General features: G+C 64.2%; 23 protein-coding genes. 18 read left to right on the top strand and 5 right to left on the bottom strand.

Features of this window, described 5'->3' with window-relative positions; genetic code table 11:
* Nucleotides 1-9: 9 nt before the first annotated feature.
* On the top strand, nt 10-912 hold the full coding sequence (locus DBR47_RS21770) for a hypothetical protein (protein WP_124454067.1): 903 nt from the start codon (nt 10-12) through the stop codon (nt 910-912).
* 29 nt (nt 913-941) lie between these two features.
* Here DBR47_RS21770 and DBR47_RS21765 read toward each other — a convergent pair whose 3' ends face one another.
* From DBR47_RS21765 to DBR47_RS21755, 3 genes are all read right to left on the bottom strand, one after another.
* Nucleotides 942-1175, bottom strand: coding sequence for a hypothetical protein (locus DBR47_RS21765; protein ID WP_231512444.1), 234 nt, complete (start codon nt 1173-1175; stop codon nt 942-944).
* A gap of 107 nt (nt 1176-1282) precedes the next feature.
* Nucleotides 1283-1783, bottom strand: coding sequence for a hypothetical protein (locus DBR47_RS21760; protein WP_124454063.1), 501 nt, complete (start codon nt 1781-1783; stop codon nt 1283-1285).
* Between the two features lie 163 nt (nt 1784-1946).
* Nucleotides 1947-2915 (bottom strand): MerR family transcriptional regulator, encoded by a 969-nt coding sequence (locus DBR47_RS21755; RefSeq protein WP_124454061.1) that lies wholly within the window; start codon nt 2913-2915, stop codon nt 1947-1949.
* A gap of 142 nt (nt 2916-3057) precedes the next feature.
* Here DBR47_RS21755 and DBR47_RS21750 point away from each other — a divergent pair, with 142 nt between their 5' ends.
* From DBR47_RS21750 to DBR47_RS21705, 10 genes are all read left to right on the top strand, one after another.
* On the top strand, nt 3058-3672 hold the full coding sequence (locus tag DBR47_RS21750) for a glutathione peroxidase (RefSeq protein ID WP_124454059.1): 615 nt from the start codon (nt 3058-3060) through the stop codon (nt 3670-3672).
* A gap of 474 nt (nt 3673-4146) precedes the next feature.
* Nucleotides 4147-5484 carry an NAD(P)/FAD-dependent oxidoreductase gene (locus DBR47_RS21745; protein ID WP_231512454.1) on the top strand — a complete coding sequence of 446 codons (1338 nt, stop codon included), beginning with the start codon at nt 4147-4149 and terminating at the stop codon, nt 5482-5484.
* A complete protein-coding gene (locus tag DBR47_RS21740; RefSeq protein ID WP_124454055.1) occupies nt 5481-6311 on the top strand; it encodes a DUF1365 domain-containing protein in 831 nt (276 codons plus the stop codon). Before DBR47_RS21745 ends, DBR47_RS21740 begins: the two co-directional genes overlap by 4 nt.
* A complete protein-coding gene (locus DBR47_RS21735) occupies nt 6308-7531 on the top strand; it encodes a cyclopropane-fatty-acyl-phospholipid synthase family protein (RefSeq protein WP_124454053.1) in 1224 nt (407 codons plus the stop codon). Before DBR47_RS21740 ends, DBR47_RS21735 begins: the two co-directional genes overlap by 4 nt.
* Nucleotides 7532-7538: 7 nt before the next feature.
* Nucleotides 7539-8075 carry a chalcone isomerase family protein gene (locus tag DBR47_RS21730; RefSeq protein ID WP_124454051.1) on the top strand — a complete coding sequence of 179 codons (537 nt, stop codon included), beginning with the start codon at nt 7539-7541 and terminating at the stop codon, nt 8073-8075.
* On the top strand, nt 8062-9336 hold the full coding sequence (locus DBR47_RS21725; RefSeq protein WP_124454049.1) for an MFS transporter: 1275 nt from the start codon (nt 8062-8064) through the stop codon (nt 9334-9336). Before DBR47_RS21730 ends, DBR47_RS21725 begins: the two co-directional genes overlap by 14 nt.
* Before the next feature lie 2 nt (nt 9337-9338).
* Nucleotides 9339-9890 (top strand): DUF3833 domain-containing protein, encoded by a 552-nt coding sequence (locus tag DBR47_RS21720; protein WP_124454047.1) that lies wholly within the window; start codon nt 9339-9341, stop codon nt 9888-9890.
* Nucleotides 9887-10672 carry an SDR family oxidoreductase gene (locus DBR47_RS21715; protein WP_124454045.1) on the top strand — a complete coding sequence of 262 codons (786 nt, stop codon included), beginning with the start codon at nt 9887-9889 and terminating at the stop codon, nt 10670-10672. The genes DBR47_RS21720 and DBR47_RS21715 overlap by 4 nt, the downstream gene beginning before the upstream one ends.
* The gene (locus DBR47_RS21710; RefSeq protein WP_124454043.1) at nt 10669-11115 is read left to right on the top strand and encodes a nuclear transport factor 2 family protein; all 447 of its coding nucleotides are present in this window, start codon (nt 10669-10671) and stop codon (nt 11113-11115) included. The genes DBR47_RS21715 and DBR47_RS21710 overlap by 4 nt, the downstream gene beginning before the upstream one ends.
* Nucleotides 11116-11173: 58 nt before the next feature.
* Nucleotides 11174-12673 carry a glycosyltransferase family 39 protein gene (locus DBR47_RS21705; protein WP_124454041.1) on the top strand — a complete coding sequence of 500 codons (1500 nt, stop codon included), beginning with the start codon at nt 11174-11176 and terminating at the stop codon, nt 12671-12673.
* Nucleotides 12674-12683: 10 nt separating this feature from the next.
* Here the strand turns inward: DBR47_RS21705 and corA are convergent, their stop codons facing one another.
* Nucleotides 12684-13658, bottom strand: coding sequence for a magnesium/cobalt transporter CorA (gene corA, locus DBR47_RS21700; protein ID WP_124454039.1), 975 nt, complete (start codon nt 13656-13658; stop codon nt 12684-12686).
* Between the two features lie 438 nt (nt 13659-14096).
* Here corA and hpf point away from each other — a divergent pair, with 438 nt between their 5' ends.
* From hpf to hprK, 3 genes are all read left to right on the top strand, one after another.
* A complete protein-coding gene (gene hpf, locus DBR47_RS21695; protein ID WP_124454037.1) occupies nt 14097-14438 on the top strand; it encodes a ribosome hibernation-promoting factor, HPF/YfiA family in 342 nt (113 codons plus the stop codon).
* Between the two features lie 259 nt (nt 14439-14697).
* Nucleotides 14698-15168, top strand: a complete 471-nt coding sequence (ptsN, locus tag DBR47_RS21690; protein ID WP_124454035.1) for a PTS IIA-like nitrogen regulatory protein PtsN — start codon at nt 14698-14700, stop codon at nt 15166-15168.
* 46 nt (nt 15169-15214) lie between these two features.
* On the top strand, nt 15215-16177 hold the full coding sequence (hprK, locus tag DBR47_RS21685; protein WP_124454033.1) for an HPr(Ser) kinase/phosphatase: 963 nt from the start codon (nt 15215-15217) through the stop codon (nt 16175-16177).
* Between the two features lie 54 nt (nt 16178-16231).
* Here hprK and fur read toward each other — a convergent pair whose 3' ends face one another.
* A complete protein-coding gene (gene fur, locus DBR47_RS21680) occupies nt 16232-16660 on the bottom strand; it encodes a ferric iron uptake transcriptional regulator (RefSeq protein ID WP_124454031.1) in 429 nt (142 codons plus the stop codon).
* Nucleotides 16661-16829: 169 nt separating this feature from the next.
* Between fur and DBR47_RS21675 the strand changes: the two genes are divergently transcribed.
* Genes DBR47_RS21675 through DBR47_RS21660 form a run of 4 tightly spaced genes read left to right on the top strand, consistent with a single transcriptional unit; the run spans nt 16830 to nt 19210 of the window.
* The gene (locus DBR47_RS21675; protein WP_231512443.1) at nt 16830-17318 is read left to right on the top strand and encodes an outer membrane protein assembly factor BamE; all 489 of its coding nucleotides are present in this window, start codon (nt 16830-16832) and stop codon (nt 17316-17318) included.
* Entirely contained in the window at nt 17315-18130 is an 816-nt protein-coding gene (gene dapB / locus DBR47_RS21670) for a 4-hydroxy-tetrahydrodipicolinate reductase (protein WP_255420802.1), read from the top strand. Before DBR47_RS21675 ends, dapB begins: the two co-directional genes overlap by 4 nt.
* The gene (locus DBR47_RS21665) at nt 18127-18777 is read left to right on the top strand and encodes a MotA/TolQ/ExbB proton channel family protein (protein WP_124454027.1); all 651 of its coding nucleotides are present in this window, start codon (nt 18127-18129) and stop codon (nt 18775-18777) included. Before dapB ends, DBR47_RS21665 begins: the two co-directional genes overlap by 4 nt.
* A 4-nt stretch (nt 18778-18781) precedes the next feature.
* The gene (locus tag DBR47_RS21660; protein ID WP_124454025.1) at nt 18782-19210 is read left to right on the top strand and encodes a biopolymer transporter ExbD; all 429 of its coding nucleotides are present in this window, start codon (nt 18782-18784) and stop codon (nt 19208-19210) included.
* Nucleotides 19211-19253: the final 43 nt, after the last annotated feature.

Here is a 19253-nt window from a genome sequence, read left to right as displayed (position 1 = left end):
GAACGCCTCATGAGCACTAATTCATCCTCTCGTTTTTCAACCCTCTTGCTGCGCGAATGGATGCAGCACAAGCGCGGCTGGCTGATCACGCTGTTTTTGCCCCTGGGCCTGTTCTTTGTCCTGCTGCCCTTTGGCCAGGTCAGTGGCATGCCGATTGATCGCTTTCCCTTGCAAATGGCCGTGGGCATCATGCTGGCCACGGCGGCGGGCGTGTTTGGTATCGCCTGGATCAGCGCCATGTTCCAGATGCCGGGCCTGGCCCGGCGCGATGTGCAGGATCGTTCGATCGAGTTCTGGCTCTCCCTGCCGGCCAGCCACACGGAGAGCATCGGCGCCACCCTCTTGGCCCACGCCGTGCTGGTGCCCCTGGCGGCGCTGCTGGTTGGCGCGATTGCCGGCCCCCTGATGGCCAGCGGGCTCTTCATCAAGCAGGCTGGTTTTGCAGCCTGGACCACGGTGTCCTGGGGCACGGCCCTGGTGGCGGTCGTGCCCATCGTGCTGCGCGCCATTCTGGGCGTGCTGTTGATGACGTTGTGGCTGGCGCCCCTGATCCTGCTGGTGGTGGCGGCCTCGGCCTGGCTGAAGCGTTGGGGCGTGCCGGCCGTCGCCCTGGTGTTGGGCTTTGGCGGCTTGGCGCTGGACAAGCTTTACAACTGGCCCATCGTCGAACAGCTGCTGGAGCGGCAGTTTGAAGGCGCCAGCTTGGCCATGCTGGCCGATCATCAAGCCCTGGGCCGCCACCTGGGCCAGCTGGCCGAAGACCCCAGCCTGCCGCTCAATGCCAGCGGTCTGGCCGCACAAGATGCCTGGTTGGCGATACAGAACCTGGCCTCGCCCCACTTCATCGGCGGCTTGATCATTGCCGCCCTGTGCTTCGGCCTGCTGGTGCTCAAGCGCAGCCGCAGCCACTGAGCTAGGCTTTGTGCCCGGCAGGCCGCGAATCAGTTGATGGCGAAAGCCAATCCGACACCGATCAAGGCCAAGAGCACCAGGCCAGCAAAAAATATGGACTCGGCCCGGGTTTCGTAAGAGGCCTCGATGCGGCGCTTGCGCATCGAGGCCAGCGAAGTGCCGGCGCTGGCCAAAAAGATCAGGGCATCAACTGCCAGCAGCTTGTCCAGGACCATGCGCCAAGGCCCTCCCGGTGCCAGATGGCCGATAGACAGCACGGTCATGCAGACGCCAACCATGGTGGCCGAGGCCGGCAGTATGTGCGCCGACAGCGCCCCGACTGCGGGCGATGCAAGCGACGCTGTCGCTGCCTCCTCAGCATCGGCCTGCCTCATTCGTGCCTACCTTGAGGGCTAGACTCTCCCGCACCCTGTGGCCACAGAAACAAGGCGCGTGCGGCTTGGCCCTGCTTCACATCGACGCGCTTGCGCAGCGTCTGGCCGGCAAATTGGGCCTCTACTTCATAGCGTCCGGCAGGCAGGCGTGCCAGGAAGAATGGCCCCTCGGCATAGGTCTTCAGCAGCAGGCCGCCCTTTGCATCGCGCAACTGCAACCCCACATGGGCGGCAAATTCATCGCGCGGCTTGCCCTTGATGGCGAACTCAAGCGTGAGCGGCCAATGGGGCGCCGCCGCCTGAATGGCCTTGGCCTCATCGCTACCAATACCGCCGCTCAGGTATTCAATCCCAGCGCTGTGCTGCAGCGTCGGAAGCGGCGTCGCGGCCCTGGCTAAACCACAAGCCAGCAACAAAGCACTGAACACCAGCCCAACACAGGCTTGCTTGGAAAAGCTTCTCATACCGACTCTCCTCAGACAGATGGAGGCGCGCAAACCGAATCGACCGCGCCCAAGATCGGCGTCACGCGAGTCCTTCGCTCATGACGCGCTTCAAGTCTGGATGCCTAGACTTAGGCAGCACTTAAAGCACATCGGGCGCCCCTCTTGGCCGCCGCGCAAAGCGAAATCAGGCCGCGTCAGGCTGGGCAGCGTCGATTCAAGGCGCCGCCTGCGCGTCGGCAAGATGCTGTTTTCGCCACTGCCGCAACTGAGGCGCCAGATCGGCCAGCTCGGTGATGTAGAGCACCCCCTCCATCCCTGAGCCGCGCCGCAGCACGGGAGAGCTGCCGCCGGCCCACAAGACCATGCCAGGCGGCAGTTCGGCGCGCAGGGCACGCATGGCTTTTTGCACCACGCCGGTGGAGAGCAGGCCGGTAAAGCTCAGCGCCACGATGTCTGCCCCATGGGCTCTGGCCGCTTGCGGCAGCTCTTGCTGCGGCGTCTGCACGCCCAGGGACACACAGGGGCAGCCCTCCAGTGCCAGCAAGGCCTCCACCATCAGCAAACCCAGGCCATGCGGCTCACCGGGCAGCGTCGTCAGCAAGACCCGGGGCTGCGCCTGCAAGGCCTGCGGCGGGATGGCCTGCACCGCCTGCCGCATCACCTGCTGCAAGGCCTCGGTGTAGACATGCTCCTCAAACACCTGCAACTCGCCCTGCATCCACAGATCGCCCACTCGGGTGGTCAGCGGCGCCACCACGCTCATGACGAAATCGCCCAGGCCTAAGCGCAGCAGCGTCTGGGAGAGCAGGTGCTTGAGTGCATCGATGCGGTGCGCGCGCAGCAGGTCGACAAAGGCCTCCAGATCCGCCCCCGGCATGAGCGGCGAGGGTGCGGCCGACTTGGCCATCGGCTGCTTGAGCAGAGACTCCAACTCCTCCAGACCGGCCGGCACAACGCGGCCAGGTCTATGGCCCCGGTCCAGCAGGCGTTTGAGCAGACGCAGTCGCTGCACCTGTTCCAGTGGATAAGCCCGTTCGCCCTGGGCGTCGCGCAAGGGGCAGGGGAAACCATAGCGGCGCTCCCAGACCCGCAAGGTGTCCTTGCCAATACCGGTATCCCGCTCCACCGACGCAATGCCGGGCAAGCCCATCAAATCTTCAGCGGGAACAAATTCATCAGCCATCGGCGCGCTCGGAACAAAGACAAAGACCACTGTTTGTCGTAGACAAATATATGACAGAAATCAAAAGAAGCCCTAATATTGCCAAACAAATTCATTTTGACCTAGACAAACAATGGACATTCGATTGATCAAGATTCGGCAAATGCCCATTGTCCTCGCCTTGCTGCTGGGCTTGAGCCAGGGTCTGGTTGTCGCTGCCGCCAATGCCTCGACAAGCACCGCCCCCGCCAAGGTCGACAAAAACTCCGACAAAGCGGCCACCCCGCAATGCCCGGCCTTGCTGCAGCGCGTGTTGCCCCGCCTGCAAGACGAGCAGCCCCAGGCCCTATGCCAGTACGCCGGCCGGGTGCTGCTGGTCGTCAACACCGCCAGCTTCTGCGGCTACACCTCCCAGTACCAGGCGCTGGAGCAATTGCAGGCCCGCTATGCCAAGGCCGGTCTGGTCGTGCTGGGCTTCCCCTCGAATGACTTTGGCAGCCAGGAGCCAGGCAGCAACAAGGAGATCGCCGAGTTCTGCCAGAACACCTTCAACGTCAAGTTCCCGATGTTTGCCAAGTCGGCCGTGCTACCGGGTCGACCGGACAGCAATCCGCTGTTCGCGGATCTGGGTAAAAAAACCGGCCAAACGCCGCAATGGAATTTTCACAAATACCTGATTTCGCGTGACGGCCAGGCCGTGCAAAGCATTGCATCCAAGGTCGATCCGCTCAGCCCCGACTTCATCCAGGCGCTGGAACGCCTGCTGGCCCAACCCTGAGCGCAGCCCATGAACCTCAACATCCCCATGCCATGGGCCCAAACGCCCGACACCCGGTCCCAAGCCCCGAAAACGGGGGCGCCAGCGCCGGCACCCGCAATTCCGCAACCTGACATATGTCTGACCCCTGTCGCTGTCTGTGAACAAAATAACGACGGATTCCTGCGTCATCGTGCAGGCACTTGTAAAGGTTTGCAAAATCACCAAAAATGTTTCTCAAAGGAAGAGATTCCGTTAGCATCAAACCAGTTCCAGTCGCAAGGTCTCCCCAGCAATGGGGGTGCAATCTCCAAGCCGTTTTCCTCCTCCTCCCTCCCTCCCTCGTTGGCTTCGAGGCATCTTGCGACTACTTTTATGCCCGGGGCTTCCGCCAAGCGCGGAGGCCCCTTGTCTTTGCAGCCCAGCCCGGCCATCCAAAGACAGGCCGGCAGCGCGCCAGCGCCGGGCTCTCACGCCACCGATCTGCTGCCTTTTCTGCGCCAGTGCGCGGGCGCTCCCGGCTCCTCCAATCGCAAGCCCTCCCAGCCCCAGCGCCGCGTGGCCGTCATCGGCTCGGGCATCTCGGGCCTGTCCGCGGCCTGGGCACTGCGTGAGCAAGCCCAGGTCACGCTGTTCGAGGCGGGCGACTATTTCGGCGGCCACACCCACACGGTGGACGTGGAACTGGCTGGGCAGTCCCACGGTGTGGACACCGGCTTTCTGGTCTTCAACGAACGCACCTACCCGCTGCTGATCGAGCTGTTTGAGCGTCTGGATGTGGCCGTGGCCGCCAGCGATATGTCCTTTTCTGTCCAGCTGCCTCAGCAAGGCCTGGAGTGGAGCGGCAGCAATCTGAACAGCGTGTTTGCCCAGCGCAGCAATCTCTTGCGCCCCGCCTTCTGGGGCATGCTCGCCGACCTGCTGCGCTTCAACAAGCTCTGCACCCGCCTGGCCGAGCAAGGCATGGAATCGGCCCTGGCCCAGCCGATTGGCGAGTTCTTGAAGGAGAACCGCTTTGGCGAAGCCTTCCGGGACTGGTATTTGCTGCCCATGGTCGCCTGCATCTGGTCCTGCCCGACCTCGCAGATGCTGAGCTTCCCCATCAGCACCCTGATCCGCTTCTGCCATAACCACGGCCTCTTGCAGGTCGCCGACCGGCCACAATGGTTCACAGTGCAGGGCGGTGCCAAGCACTATGTTCAGAAGATGCTGGCGCAGCTGAAAGACGCCCGCCTGCACAGCCCGGTGCTGAGCGTGAGCCGTTTGGCCGGCGGCGGCGCGCGCGTGCAAACCGCCCAGGGCAGCGAAGAGTTCGACGCCGTCATCCTGGCCTGCCACAGCGATCAAAGCCTGCGCCTGCTCGACCAGCCAAGCCCGGCCGAGCGCCAGGTGCTGGGCGCCATCGCCTATCACCGCAACCGGGCCGTGCTGCATACCGACAGCCAACTCCTGCCCCAGCGCCCGCTGGCCTGGGCGGCCTGGAACTACGAGCATGGGGGCGCGGTCAAAGGCCAGGAGAAGCAGGCCGTCTGCCTGCACTATCTGCTCAACCGGCTGCAGCCCCTGCCCTGGCAGCAGCCGGTGATCGTCTCGCTCAACCCGGTGCGCGAACCCCGCAGCCAAACGGTGCTGGGTGAGTACGACTACGCCCACCCCGTCTTCGACCGCGCCGCCGTGGCCGCGCAAAGCCGCATCGCCGAGCTGCAAGGCCAGGGCGGGCTCTGGTATTGCGGTGCCTGGACGCGCTACGGCTTTCACGAAGACGGCCTGCTCTCCGGCCTGGGCGTGGCCAAGCGCTTGCTTGAGAGCTGGGCGGCGCAGGAGCGCGCATGAGCAGGCCCGCCAAGCTAGGCAGCCAGGCCTGGCCGCGCCAAGCCCTGATCGGCCGAGGCCAGGTGCGCCACCGCCGCCTGCGCCCGCGCGAGCACGCCTTCGCCTACCAGAGTTACTTTCTGATGCTGCCCATGCGGGCCTTGCGCAAGCAGCCCTGCGCGGCGCTGAACCGCAACAGTCGCGGCTGGCTGGCTTTTCACGACGCCGACCACGGCGCGGGCGGGCCCGATGCCCTGGCCTGGCTGGACGATTTGCTGGCGCGCGAAGGCATCAGCGATAGCGACGCCGACCGCGGTGGCGAGGTCTGGCTGCACTGCCTGCCCCGGGTGCTGGGCTATGCCTTCAAGCCGGTGAGCTTTTGGTATTGCGAGCGCGCCGATGGCAGCCTGGCCGCCATCGTGGTCGAGGTCAACAACACCTTTGGCCAGCGGCATTGCTATGTCTTGCGCGGCGAGCACGTGGCCTACGGGCGCGAACAGCTCGCCAGCAAATGCTTTCACGTCTCGCCTTTTTGCCAGGTCAGCGGCAGCTACCGCTTCAACTTCATGCACAGCGGCCAAGAGGGCAAACAGCGCACGGTCGCACGCATCACCCATGTGGACGCCGAGGGTCAGGTCTTGCTACAGACCAGCGTCAGCGGCGAGCTGGCTCCGCTCAGCAGCCACAGCGCCCGCGCCGCCTTCTTCGCCATGCCGGCCCTGAGCCTGATGGTGATGGCCCGCATCCACTGGCAAGCCCTGCGCCTGCTGCTCAAGCGCGTGCCCTTTTTCGGCAAGGCGCCACTCCAAACTTCCGACCCTCATCCCTTCGTCTCGCGCACGCCATGAACTCCACCACGCTCAAGACCCGCCTCAATCTGCCCGACGACGCACCGGCCGCCGCCCGCAGCGTCTTCCGCCTGCTGAGCCAGCTGCGGCACGGCAGCCTGGATGTGCAGCTGCCCGACGGCGCCACGGCGCATTTCGGTGCCACGGCCGAGGGCCCACGCGCCGCCCTGCGCATCCGTGACTGGGCGGTCTGTGCCGCGGCCCTGCGCTCCGGCGATATCGGCTTTGCCGAAAGCTATGTGGCCGGGCATTGGAGTTCGCCCGATCTGCGCGCCCTGCTCGAACTGTTCGTGCGCAATCGCGAGGCCTTGGACGAGGTCATCTTCGGCAGCTGGTGGGGCGCGCTGCTGCACCGCGCCCGCCATCTCTTGCGCCGCAACAGCCGCAAGGGCAGCCGCAAAAACATCCACGCGCATTACGACATCGGCAACGATTTCTACAAGCTCTGGTTAGACCCGAGCATGAACTACTCCAGCGCCTTGTTCGAGGGCCAACCTGGCCGCACGCTGCCGCAGGCACAGGCCGCCAAGATGGAGCGCGCCCTGCGCGAATGCGGCATTAGCAAAGACTCTCGCGTGTTGGAGATCGGCTGCGGCTGGGGTGCCGTGGCCGAAACGGCCACCCGCGACTTTGGCGCGCACCTGACCGGCGTGACCCTGTCCAGCGAGCAGCTGGTTTGGGCGCAAGAGCGTCTGCAAAAGGCCGGCCTGGCCGCGCAGGCCGATCTGCGCTTGCAGGACTATCGCGATATCCAAGACCCAGCCTTCGATGCCATCGTCTCCATCGAAATGTTCGAGGCCGTGGGCCGCGAGTACTGGGACGGTTATTTCAAGACCGTACACGCCAAGCTCAAGCCCGGCGGCCGTGCCTGCATCCAGACCATCACCATACGCGACGATTTATTCGACCGTTACTCCCGCTCCAGCGACTTCATCCAGCAATACATCTTCCCCGGCGGCATGCTGCCCAGCCCCAGCCAGTTCCGCGCCCACGCCAAACGGGCGGGATTGAAGGTGGTGAACGAGCTGGCCTTCGGCATGGACTATGCGCAGACCCTGCAGCTCTGGCGCGAGGCCTTTCTGAAACAGGAGCAGCAGGTGCGCGAGCAGGGCTTTGACACCCGCTTCTTGCGCCTCTGGGAGTTCTACCTGGCTTACTGCGAAGCGGCTTTTGCGGCCGGCAGCACCGATGTAATGCAGTTCACCCTGCAGAAAGACTGAGCAAGCCATGCCGCTGGCCCAACGTCGTCTCTTCCTGCTGCTGGGCCTGGGGCTGGGCTTGAGCCCGCTGCGCGCCGAAGAGGAGTCGCCCGAGAAGCTGCAGGCCCAGGCGCAGATGCGCTTTTTCGGACTGCTGATCTACGACATCCGGCTCTGGAGCCGCCAGGCCGTCAATACACAAAACTGGGCGAACTTGCCGCTGCGCCTGGAGCTGCTGTACGCACGCAGCCTCTCCGGCCGCGAGATCGCCAAGCGGTCCCTGGTGGAGATGCGCCGTCAAGCCGAGATCCCGGAAGCCAAAGCCAAGCAATGGTTGGCCGAGATGGAGGCGGCCTTCCCCGACGTCACGGCCGGCCAGCGCCTGAGCGGGCAATTTCTGCCCGGCCAAGGCATGCAGTTCTTTGTCAACGACAAGCTGTGCCGCCGCATCGCCGACCCCGAGTTCGCACGGCTCTTCGTCGGCATCTGGCTGGCGCCGCAGACCTCGGAGCCGGACTTGCGGCGCCGGCTGCTGGAAGCAGGTGGCGGCGATGCCAAGCCGTGAGTTTGGCAAGGCGAACCCGCTCGCAGGTTTGAACTACGGCAGCCTGGGCTTTGCACTGGCCTTTGTGGCCCTGCCGCTCTACGTCACGCTGCCGGCCTTTTACGCGCAGAACTTCGGCCTACCCCTGGCCTGGTTGGGCGGCTTGCTGCTGGCGGCCCGGCTCAGCGACGCCCTGGTTGACCCCTGGATAGGCCGGCTCTGCGACCGCCTGCTGTGTCACAGCCCCGCAGCGGTGCTGCCGCTGATGGCTGCGGGCGCCCTGGTGCTGGGCCTGAGCTTCTCCGCACTCTTTCACCCCGCTGCCCTGACGCCCGTCGGCTTGCTGACCTGGTGCGGCGTCTTTTTGCTGCTGTGCTACTTCGCCTACAGCTTGCTCGCCGTCATGCACCAGGCCTGGGGCGCGCGGCTTGGCGGAGACGCCTTGCAGCAAACCCGGCTGGTGGCCTGGCGCGAAGGCCTGACCCTGCTGGGCGTGATCAGCGCCAGCCTGCTGCCCGCTTGGCTGGGCCTGAGCGCCACGGCCATCGCGCTCGGCTTGGCCTTGGCTCTGGGCCTGCTTTTGCTCAGCCGCGCACCCCGGGCCGCCGCCCAACTTCATGCGCTCAGCGCGCCGACCGAGGCTGGGCTGGCCTGGCGCACGCCGGGCTTTCGGCGCTTGTTGTCGGTCTTCTTGCTCAACGGGGTGGCGGCAGCGGTGCCCGCCACGCTCTTGCTCTTTTTTGTGCGCGACCGCCTGCAAACCCCGCAGGACGAGGGCTTGTATCTAGCGGCTTACTTCATTGCCGCTGCTCTGTCCCTGCCGCTGTGGCTGCGAGCCGTGGCACGCTGGGGCCAGGCGCGCAGCTGGGCCCTGGGCATGCTGTTGGCCGTGCTGGGTTTTGTGGGCGCGGCCAGCTTGGGCGCGGGTGAGCGGGCGGGCTTTGTGGCCGTCTGCATCGCCACCGGCATCGCCCTGGGCGCCGATCTGGCCATCCCCAGCGCCATGCTGACCCGGGTGATCCAGCGTGCGGGCTTGAGCGGTCGGGCCGAGGGCTCCTTCTTCGGTTGGTGGAACGCGGCCTCCAAGCTCAATCTGGCCCTGGCCGCCGGCCTGGCCCTGCCCTTGCTGGAGCTGCTGGGCTACACGCCGGGCCGCCGCGAGCCCCAGGGCTTGCAAGCCCTGGGCCTGGTTTATTGCCTGCTGCCCTGCCTCTTGAAGCTGGGGGCCGCCGGCCTGCTCTACACCTTTTTCATCCGTCGCCCCGCGGGGCAGGAGCTCTAAACATGCCATCCCACACGACTTCTCTTCCGCGCCGCAGCCTGCTGCTGGCCGGCGGCGCCCTGCTCTTGGGCGGCTGCGCCAGCGCCCCCACCCCGGCCGACTACGCCAGCGAAACGCCAAGGCTGGACCTGCGCAAATACTTCGATGGACGCCTGCTGGCCCACGGCATCTTCACCGACCGCGCCGGCCGGGTGCAGCGCCGCTTCATCGTGCACCTGCTGGGCCGCTGGGAGGGTGAGCGCGGCGTGCTGGAGGAAGACTTTGAGTACAGCGACGGCAAAAAAGAGCGCCGCGTCTGGACCCTGCAGCATCTAGGCGCGGGCCGCTACAGCGGCACGGCCGCCGATGTGTTGGGCGAGGCCCAAGGCCAGGCGGCCGGCAATGCCTTGCGCTGGAGCTACACCCTCAAGCTGCCGGTGGACGGCAAGGTCTACGAGGTGGACTTCGATGACTGGATGTATCTGGTCGACGAGCGCACCCTGCTCAACAAGGCGCGCATGAGCAAGTTCGGCTTCAACCTGGGCGAGGTCACCCTGTCCTTCCAAAAGCTATGAGCCTCAATCCCAAGCTGCGCGACTGGCGGGGCAAGACCGTCTGGCTGATCGGCGCCTCCAGCGGCATCGGCCGGGCCCTGGCCGTGGCACTGCATCAAGCCGGCGCAAAGGTGATCGTCAGTGCCCGTCAGCAGGAACTGCTGCAAGCCTTCACCGACGCCCACCCCGGCGCGCAGGCCATCGCTTTGGACGTACTGGACGAGCAGGCGCTGGCCCAGGCTTGCGAGGCCATAGGCCAGCGCCAGGGCCAGATCGATTTATGCGTCTACTGTGCCGGTTACTTCAAGCCCATGACGGGGCAAGACTTTTCCCTGCTTGAGGCGCAACGCCATCTGGACATCAATTACGGCGGCGCTCTCAAGCTCTTGGCCGCCCTGCTACCGCAGCTGCGCAAGCAGGCCGCCCAGGGTCAGGGCGGGCATCTGAGCCTGATCTCCAGCGTGGCGGGCTACCGGGGTCTGCCGCGTTCGCTGGCCTATGGGCCGTGCAAGGCGGCGCTGACGCATCTGGCCGAGGCCTTGTATCTGGAGCTCTCGGGCCTGGGCCTGGGCGTCTCGGTCATCCACCCCGGCTTTGTGGCCACGCCGATGACGGCGCAGAATGATTTCAAGATGCCCGCCCTGATCAGCCCCGAGCAAGCCGCCCAGGCCACGCTGGAGGGCTGGGCACAGGGGCAGTTCGAGATCCATTTCCCCAAACGCTTCACCCGTGTACTCAAGGCCTTGCGCCATCTGAGTGACGGCCTGTACTTCCCCCTGATCCGACGCTTCACAGGCCTATGAATCCCACCGCTGCGGACGACCCGCGCCTGCTGGCACTGCGCCAGTTCTACGAATCTTTGCAGCCCAGCGACCTGGCCCGGCTGGGCCAGCTCTACACCGAGCAGGCTTTTTTCAAGGACCCCTTCAACGAGGTGAGGGGCTTGCTCGCCATCCGGGCGATCTTCGCGCATATGTTTGAGGCCCTGGAAGCACCCCGGTTCGAGGTCCGCGAGGCCTTTGCCCAGGGCGATCAAGGCTTTCTGAGCTGGGACGTTCACTTTCGACTCAAGGGCAAAAACAGCCCGCAATGCATCCATGGCAGCAGCCATCTGCGCTTTGCGCCGGACGGCCGGGTGGACTATCACCGCGACTACTGGGACGCCGCCGAAGAGCTCTACGAAAAGCTGCCGGTGCTGGGCGGCCTGCTGCGTTGGATCAAAAAACGCCTGCAGGTGACAGCTTGATGCCAGCCTTGCTCGCAGCAAAGGCCTTAGGATGCGCACTCACTTCTGACGGGGACGCATGAGGGTTTTGCAGCATAAATGGTGGGGTTTGGCGCTGGCCGCGCTGGTACTGTTGATCTCAATGCCCTGGCGCCCGGTGGCGCTCCCCGACGAAGGCCGCTATGTCGGCGTGGCCGCCATGATGTGGCATAGCGGCGATTGGCTGCTGCCCCAGCTCAATGGCCTGCCTTACTTCCACAAGCCGCCGCTGTTCTATTGGTTGGCCGGACTGAGCTTCGGCCTCACGGGCGAAACCGCCGTCGGCGCCCGTCTGGTTTCCTGGTTTGCGGCGCTCAGCGCCATCTTTGTGCTGTGCCAGCTGATTCGCCGGCATATGGACAAGGCCGAGGCCCCCGCCGTCTGTGCCTGGGTGCTGATCTTTATGGTGGCCCAGCCTTTCTGGCATCTGGGTTCGCAGTTCGCCAATCTGGACATGCTGGTGGCCAGCTGCATCAGCATCGCCATCTGCGCCCTGGCCAGCCACGCCCTGCGCCCCAGCACCGGCCTGCGCACCCTGGGCTTTGTGGCCATGGCCCTGGGCGTGTTGGCCAAGGGCTTGATTGGCGTGGTGCTGCCGATTCTGGTGCTGTCCCTCTGGCTGTTCTGGTCGCAGGGCTGGCGGGCGGTGTTCCAGCTGGTGTGGCTGCGCGGCTGGGCCATCTTCTTGGCCATCAGCCTGCCCTGGTTTGTGGCCATGGAGCTGCGCTACCCCGGTTTTATGCACTACTTCTTCGTCGTGCATCACTTCAAGCGCTTCGCGGCCGAAGGCTTTAACAATGTGATGCCGGCCTGGTTCTACCCCGGCGTCTTGCTCATCATGACCTTGCCCTGGTCGCCCGCCATTTTGTGGACGATGGCGCAGCGCCTGACGCGCACGACGCCCTTGGGCCAGCTGGGCCTGGTGTGGTTGCTGGCGATTACCGTCTTCTTCAGCCTGCCCTCGTCCAAGCTGCTGGGCTATATCCTGCCGGTCGGCCCGGCCCTGGCCTTGCTGCTGGCACCTCAGCTGGCGCGCTGGCACGCGCAAAGCAGCGGCTGGCAACGCCGCCTGCCGACGGGCCTGGCCCTGGGCGGTGTGGTGCTGACGGTGGGCATGTTGATCGGCATCGTCTGGGTGGACACCAAGAGCAATGCACGCCTGGTGGATGGCATCCAAGCCCAGTGGCAGCCGGGCGATGCGCTCGTCTTCGAAGATCAGTTCACCTTCGACGTGCCCCTGCTGCTCAAGCGCGGGCCGGCCGTGCCGGTGATTCTCGACGAGCCCTTTGCCCCGCAGCAATACGACAGCTGGCGCAAGGAAATCGTCGAAGCCGCCAAGTTTGACGGCATCAAAGGCCGCCAGATTCTGCTGGCACCGCAAGCTTGGCAAACCCTGCGCTGTGCGGCACCCCGCACCTGGATCGTCGTGCCCAAGCAGTCCAAGCAAGTGCTGATTCCAGAGCGGGTGGGCCTGCCCGTGCTGGCCAGCAGCCCGCGCCTGGAAGCCTATCTGTGGATCGCCAAGGGGCATTGCCCCTGAGCGCGCGACCTCAACGCAGCCAGCCCTTGCGGCGGAAGTAAATGAAGGGCGCAGCCACCGAGGCCAGCATCAAGCCCAGGGCGAAGGGGTAGCCCCAGGTCTGCTCCAGCTCGGGCATGTACTTGAAGTTCATGCCGTAGATGCTGGCGATCAAGGTGGGCGGCAGCAAGGCGACGCTGGCCACCGAGAAGATCTTGATGATCTTGTTCTGGTTGATATTGATGAAACCCACGGTGGCGTCCATCAAGAAGTTGACCTTGTCGAACAAAAAGGCCGTGTGCGAGTCCAGCGAGTCGATATCGCGCAGAATCTGGCGCGACTCCTCGAACTGCTCGGCGTTGAGCATGCGGCTGCGCATCATGAAGCTGAGCGCGCGCCGCGTGTCCATGACGTTACGACGGATGCGACCGTTCAAGTCTTCCTCGCGCGCGATGGCCGACAGCACCTCACCGGCTTCGGTGTCGTTCACGTCCTTCTTCAAGACCCGCGCGCTGACCTTCTCCAGCTTGTCGTAAATGCCTTCCAGCACATCGGCCGAATACTCGGCATCGGCGTCGTAGAGCTTGAGCAGAACGTCCTTGGCGTCTTCGATCAAGGCCGGGATGCGGCGCGCGCGCAGGCGCAGCAGGCGGAAGACCGGCAGGTCTTCCTTGTGGATGCTGAACAGGATGTTGTTGTAGAGGATGAAGGCGACCCGCACATTGCGAGGCGCTTCGTCGTCATCAATCAAGAAGTCCGAGCGAATATGCAGCTCGCCGTTGTCTTCTTCGTAGAAACGCGCCGACTCTTCCAGGTCTTCGTCGACGATGTCTTCCGGGATCACCAGACCAAAGCGGTCGCGGATCCAACCCTTTTCCTGCGCACTGGGATCCTCCAGATCCACCCACACGGGGCGCGACTGGGCCAGGTCTTCGGCGGTTTCAATTTCTTCCTGGAACAAGCCGCCCTTCAAGCGGCCGTTATCCAGCGTGAATACATTCAGCATGCAAAAAATCTCCAGCGCTAGGGGCGCCGTCAGGGAGTGGGGTTTGTTTGGGGCAACCGTCTCACTCCGGACCGGCACGGCGGCGAATCGTCAGGATTCGTGCGCGGCGCCATTGACGCGGGAGCGGACGGTCACCGAGGGTGATCGCTATCCAAGAATTTCTCCGTTGCTGGGACGGAGCGGATTATCACCTCCGCGAGAGGGCTGCCAAGAAAAGCGCTGGCGCTCGAATTCCGCGCCTTAATTCACAGCTCGAACAAAGCTCATCACCTATCGCCCAAGGCTGACTTCAAGGGGCTTGTCACACGCTTGTAAGAAGAGCAAACTGGTTTCACCGATCCACTCTCAGTCCAAGGTTAGAACCCCAGCAATCGCTTCACTTCGCTCTTTGAATCTCGTTTTTCATTTCTCCAGATCTCCCTTGTGAAAGGAGGCTTTATGAACCTGACAATCAGTGGCCACCATTTGGAAGTTACGCCCTCTCTGCGTGAGTATGTGCTTACAAAGTTGGATCGAGTGACACGCCATTTTGATCAAGTTGTTGACGTGAACGTTCTACTCACGGTTGAAAAGCAAAAGGAAAAGGAGCGGCGCCAAAAGGCTGAAGTGACCCTGCATGTCAAAGGACGAGACATCTTCGTGGAACAGTCCGCCGAAGATCTGTATGCCGCCATTGATTCGCTGATGGACAAGCTGGACCGGCAAGTCTGCCGCCACAAGGATCGCCTGCAAGACCATCACCACGCCTCAGCCAAACGCCTGGAAACGCCGGCGATGTGAGCTGAGACCCGCGTGACGACAGGCGATCCGCCTGTCGCACAAACGAGGCGACCGATCGGGTCGCCTTTTTCTTGCCTGTTTGATGCTCTTGGCCGCCTGTGCAATACTGACCTTGCTGCGCTGCACCATTTGCGTATTTGTGCTTTCGCAGCGACGTAGGGCGTCGGCAGTCCAGGCTGGCGTTTCTATAATCGCCCCCTTAAACACCGAACAAGCGCTTTGAGCAAGGCCTCCCCGCCGTACGCAGCGCTTTGACACCATGAATCGTCTCGCAGCCATCCTCCCCGCCAGCAATGTGCTGGTGAATGTGGACGCGTCCAGTAAGAAGCGAGTTTTCGAGCAAGCCGGTTTGCTGTTCGAAAACAATCACGCGATTTCCCGAGCGCTGGTGGCCGACAACCTGTTTGCGCGCGAGCGCCTGGGCTCCACCGGTCTGGGTCACGGCGTCGCCATCCCGCATGGCCGTATCAAGGGCTTGAAGAATCCCCTGGCCGCCGTGCTGCGGGTGCAGCAGCCGATTGGCTTTGATGCCCCCGACGATGAACCGGTCAGCTTGCTGATTTTCTTGCTGGTGCCGGAAGCCGCGACTCAGCGCCATCTGGAGATCCTCTCCGAGATCGCCGAGATGCTGTCGGACCGCGAGTTGCGCGAACGCCTCAAGACCGAGCCCGAAGCGAGTGAATTGCATCGCTTGATCGCCGACTGGGAACCGCTCAAATCCGTCGCCTGAAGCGGGCCCTTCACAGCAACCCTTCCAGCCAGGAATCACCCCGCCCGTGAAACCCACCTCCATCAGCGCCGACCGGCTTTTTGAAGAACACCGGGAGGCCATGCGATGGGAATGGATCGCCGGGCATGCCCACCCCGAACGCCGCTTTGACGAGGCCGCCGTGCGCGACGCCCAGTCGGCCGCGGACTTGGTGGGCTATCTCAACTACATCCACCCCTACCGGGTGCAGATCGTCGGGCGCCGCGAGGTGGCTTATCTAAGCCAGGCCGCCGGCGAGGTGCTGGACAGCCGCATCGCCCGCATCGTCACGCTGGAGCCGCCGGTCATCATCGTGGCCGACGCGCAAACGCCGCCGGATCGTTTGGTGGCCATGTGCGACCGGGCGGAGATCCCACTCTTCGTCACCTCCGAGTCGGCCGGCCACGTCATCGACGTGGTGCGCGCCCATCTGGCCCATCTCTTTGCCAACCGCAGCACCCGCCACGGCGTCTTCATGGACATCCTGGGTCTGGGCGTGCTGCTGACCGGTGAGTCCGGCCTGGGCAAGAGCGAGCTCGGCCTGGAACTGATCTCACGCGGCCATGGCCTGGTGGCCGATGACGCGGTCGATCTGTTCCGCATCTCGCAAACTTCCATCGAAGGTCGCTGCCCCGAGCTGCTGCTCAATCTGCTGGAAGTGCGCGGCATCGGCCTGCTGGACATCAAGGCCATCTTTGGCGAGACCGCGGTGCGCCGCAAGATGCGCCTCAAGCTCATCGTGCACCTGGTGCGCAAGGAAACCATGGAGCGGGACTTTGAGCGCCTGCCCTATGAGCCCCTGTACGAGGAAGTGCTGGGCATGCCGGTGCGCAAGGTCATCATCGCGGTGGATGCCGGCCGCAACCTGGCCGTGCTGGTGGAGGCCGCCGTGCGCAACACCGTGCTACAGCTGCGCGGCATCGACACCTACCGCGAATTTGTGGAGCGCCATCAGCGCGCCATCGAGTCCGGTCAACATGACGACAACTGATCAGCGCTGATCAGCTACGCCCGCCACCCTCCCGGGGCCGGGCGTTCGTCGTTCTTACTTGCCGCGGTGCTCGCAGTCCTTCTTGACGCAGCTTGCGTACAAGGCCAGGGAATGCTCTTGCAGCTCAAAGCCGCGTTGCAGGGCGATGACGTGTTGGCGCTCCTCGATCTCGGGATCGAAGAACTCCTCCACCCGACCGCAAGTCAAGCAGACCAGATGGTCGTGGTGATGACCTTCGTTGAGCTCGAACACCGATTTGCCGGATTCGAAGTGATTGCGTGAAAGCAAGCCGGCCTGCTCGAACTGCGTCAGCACGCGGTAGACCGTGGCCAGGCCGATATCGGCGTCCTCGGTCAGCAAGGCCTTGTACACGTCTTCGGCCGTCATATGACGCTGTGCCGTCTTCTGGAAAATCTCCAGAATCTTGATGCGGGGCAGCGTGGCCTTGAGGCCGCTGTTTTTGATCTCTTCGGTGCGGTTCATGTGTCCATTCGGGTCGGCGCAAGCCACACTGGGCCTGCCGCTAGAATGGCCCGATCATAGCCAGCTTGGCGCTTTTTGGCGTCCAGGCCCACACAAGCCCCCAATGCGTCCGAACCTTTGCTCATCTACTCCGACTCGTCTGTTGAGTCTGCTCGCACTGGCGGGCGCCATGACCGCTTGTTCCTATATGCCGTCGGTCAGCGGTGACAAGGTGCTGGGCATCGTCACCCCCTATCGCCTGGAAGTGGTGCAGGGCAATGTGCTGACCAAGGAGCTGGTGGCCCGAGTCAAACCCGGCATGCCGCGCGCCCAGGTGCGCGACCTTCTGGGCTCGCCCCTGCTGACCGACATCTTCCACGAGGATCGTTGGGACTATGTCTTCACCATCCGCCGCCAAGGCGCCGAGCCGCAAAAACGCCAGGTCGTGGCCTGGTTCGAGGGCGAGCGCCTGAAGTCGCTGGAAGTGCCGGACGATCTGCCGACAGAAAACGACTTTGTTGCCTCCATCAACACCCGCTCCAAGCGCGGCGATCTGCCCAAGCTAGAGCTGAGCGAGGCTGAGCGCAAGGCCTTGCCGATTCCTCCCAAGCGTGAAGTGCCGGCCGCGGAGGCCATGGGCGTGCAACGCAGCTACCCGCCGCTGGAGAGCAAGCCTTGAGTACCGCCGCTTTGAAGATCGCCATCGCCGGCAGCTCCGGCCGCATGGGCCGCATGTTGATCGAGGCCGTGCTGAACGCGCCCGATTGCCAACTCAGCGGCGCCCTGGATCAGCCCGGCAGCCCGGCCCTGGGTGCCGACCCGGCCGCTTTTCTGGGCAAGACCAGTGGCGTGGCCATCACGGCCGATCTGCGCCAAGGCCTGGCCGGCGCCGATGTCTTGATCGATTTCACCCGTCCCGAGGGCACGCTGGCCCACTTGGCCGTCTGCCAGGAGCTGGGAGTGAAGGCCGTCATCGGCACCACCGGTTTTGACGCGGCACAAAAGGCCCAGATCGGCGCTTTTGCCCAGCACATCGGCATCATGATGGCGCCCAATATGAGCGTCGGTGTCAACGTCGTGCTGGGCCTGCTGGCGCAAGCCGCCCGCGCGCTCAACGAAGGCTATGACATCGAGATCGTCGAGGCCCACCACCGCCACAAGGTCGACGCCCCCAGCGGCACGGCCTTGCAGATGGGTGAGGTCGTCGCCCAGGCCTTGGGCCGCGATCTGAAGGAATGCGCGGTGTATGGCCGTGAAGGCGTCACCGGTGAGCGCGATCCCTCCACCATCGGCTTCGCCACCGTGCGCGGTGGCGATATCGTGGGCGATCACACGGTGCTATTCGCTGGCATTGGCGAGCGCATCGAGATCAGCCACAAGTCCAGCAGCCGCGTCACCTACGCCCAAGGCAGCTTGCGCGCCGCCCGCTTCCTGGCCACCCACGCGCCAGGTCTCTACGATATGAACGACGTGCTGGGCCTCAGCCGATGACAGGCTTCGCAGAGCTATGGGCGCTTGGCGACGTGGTCACACGCGGCGTCGCGTGCCTGCTACTGCTGATGTCTGTGAGCGCCTGGGTGGTGATTCTTTGGAAGGGCTGGGTGCTGCACCGCGCCCGCCGCAGCATCCAACGTGCCCTGCCCGCCTTCTGGGCCGCCGCCAATCTGGACGAGGGCCGCGCTGCCCTGCAAAACTTCGACCAGGAGCAGGTCTTGCTGCCCCTGCTGGATGCGGCCACGGCCAGCACCACGGCCAACACCTTGGAAGCCTCGGGCCGACAAGAGTCGCGCCTGACCCGCCGCCTGCGTGACGCCTTGCATCAGGTCCTGCAATACCTGCAACAGGGTCAGGTCTTGCTGGCCTCCATCGGCAGCATCGCCCCCTTTGTGGGCCTGTTCGGCACCGTCTGGGGCATCTATCACGCCCTGGTCAATCTGAGTGCCGGCGGCAGCATCACGATCGAGAAGATCGCGGGCCCGGTGGGCGAGGCCTTGATCATGACGGCTGCAGGTTTGGCCGTGGCCATTCCCGCCGTGCTGGCCTATAACGTCTTCGGCAAGCGCTTGGGTGCTTGTGAGGCCGAGCTGGAAGGCTTTGCCCACGATCTGCGCGAGATGCTGGACCCCAAAGAAGCCTGAGACCATGGCTTTCGGTCGCCTCGAACGCAGCGAACGCCCCAAGCCCATGGGCGAGATCAATATGACGCCGCTGATCGACGTCATGTTGGTGCTCTTGGTGATCTTCATGATCGCCGCGCCGCTAATGACCTCGTCCCTGCATCTGGACCTGCCCAAGAGCGAGGCCGCCCGCCCCTCGGACGCACCCAAATTCATCGCCATTGGCCTGCAGCCCGATGGTGGCCTGTTTCTGGGCGAGCTCAAGCTGAACAAACAGCAGTTGCAACAACGCTTGCTTGAGCTGGGCAAGGCCAACCCCGAATTGGAAGTGCAGTTGCGCGCTGACCAAAGCGTGCCCTACGGCCAGGTGGCCGAGCTGATCGGCTGGTGCCAGAGCGCGGGTTTGAGCCGCATCGCTTTTGTGGCCGAGACCCCAGCCGCCACGGCCCCCTGAATCGGCGGACGCGAGAGCGGGGGCAGCCCAGCCGCTTGTATCG

Origin of the sequence: Paucibacter sp. KBW04, from assembly GCF_003852425.1 — a bacterium.
Taxonomy (GTDB): domain Bacteria; phylum Pseudomonadota; class Gammaproteobacteria; order Burkholderiales; family Burkholderiaceae_C; genus Paucibacter_A.
The sequence above is the reverse complement of the archived record's forward strand: the minus strand, read 5'-3'. Positions and strand labels throughout refer to the sequence as shown.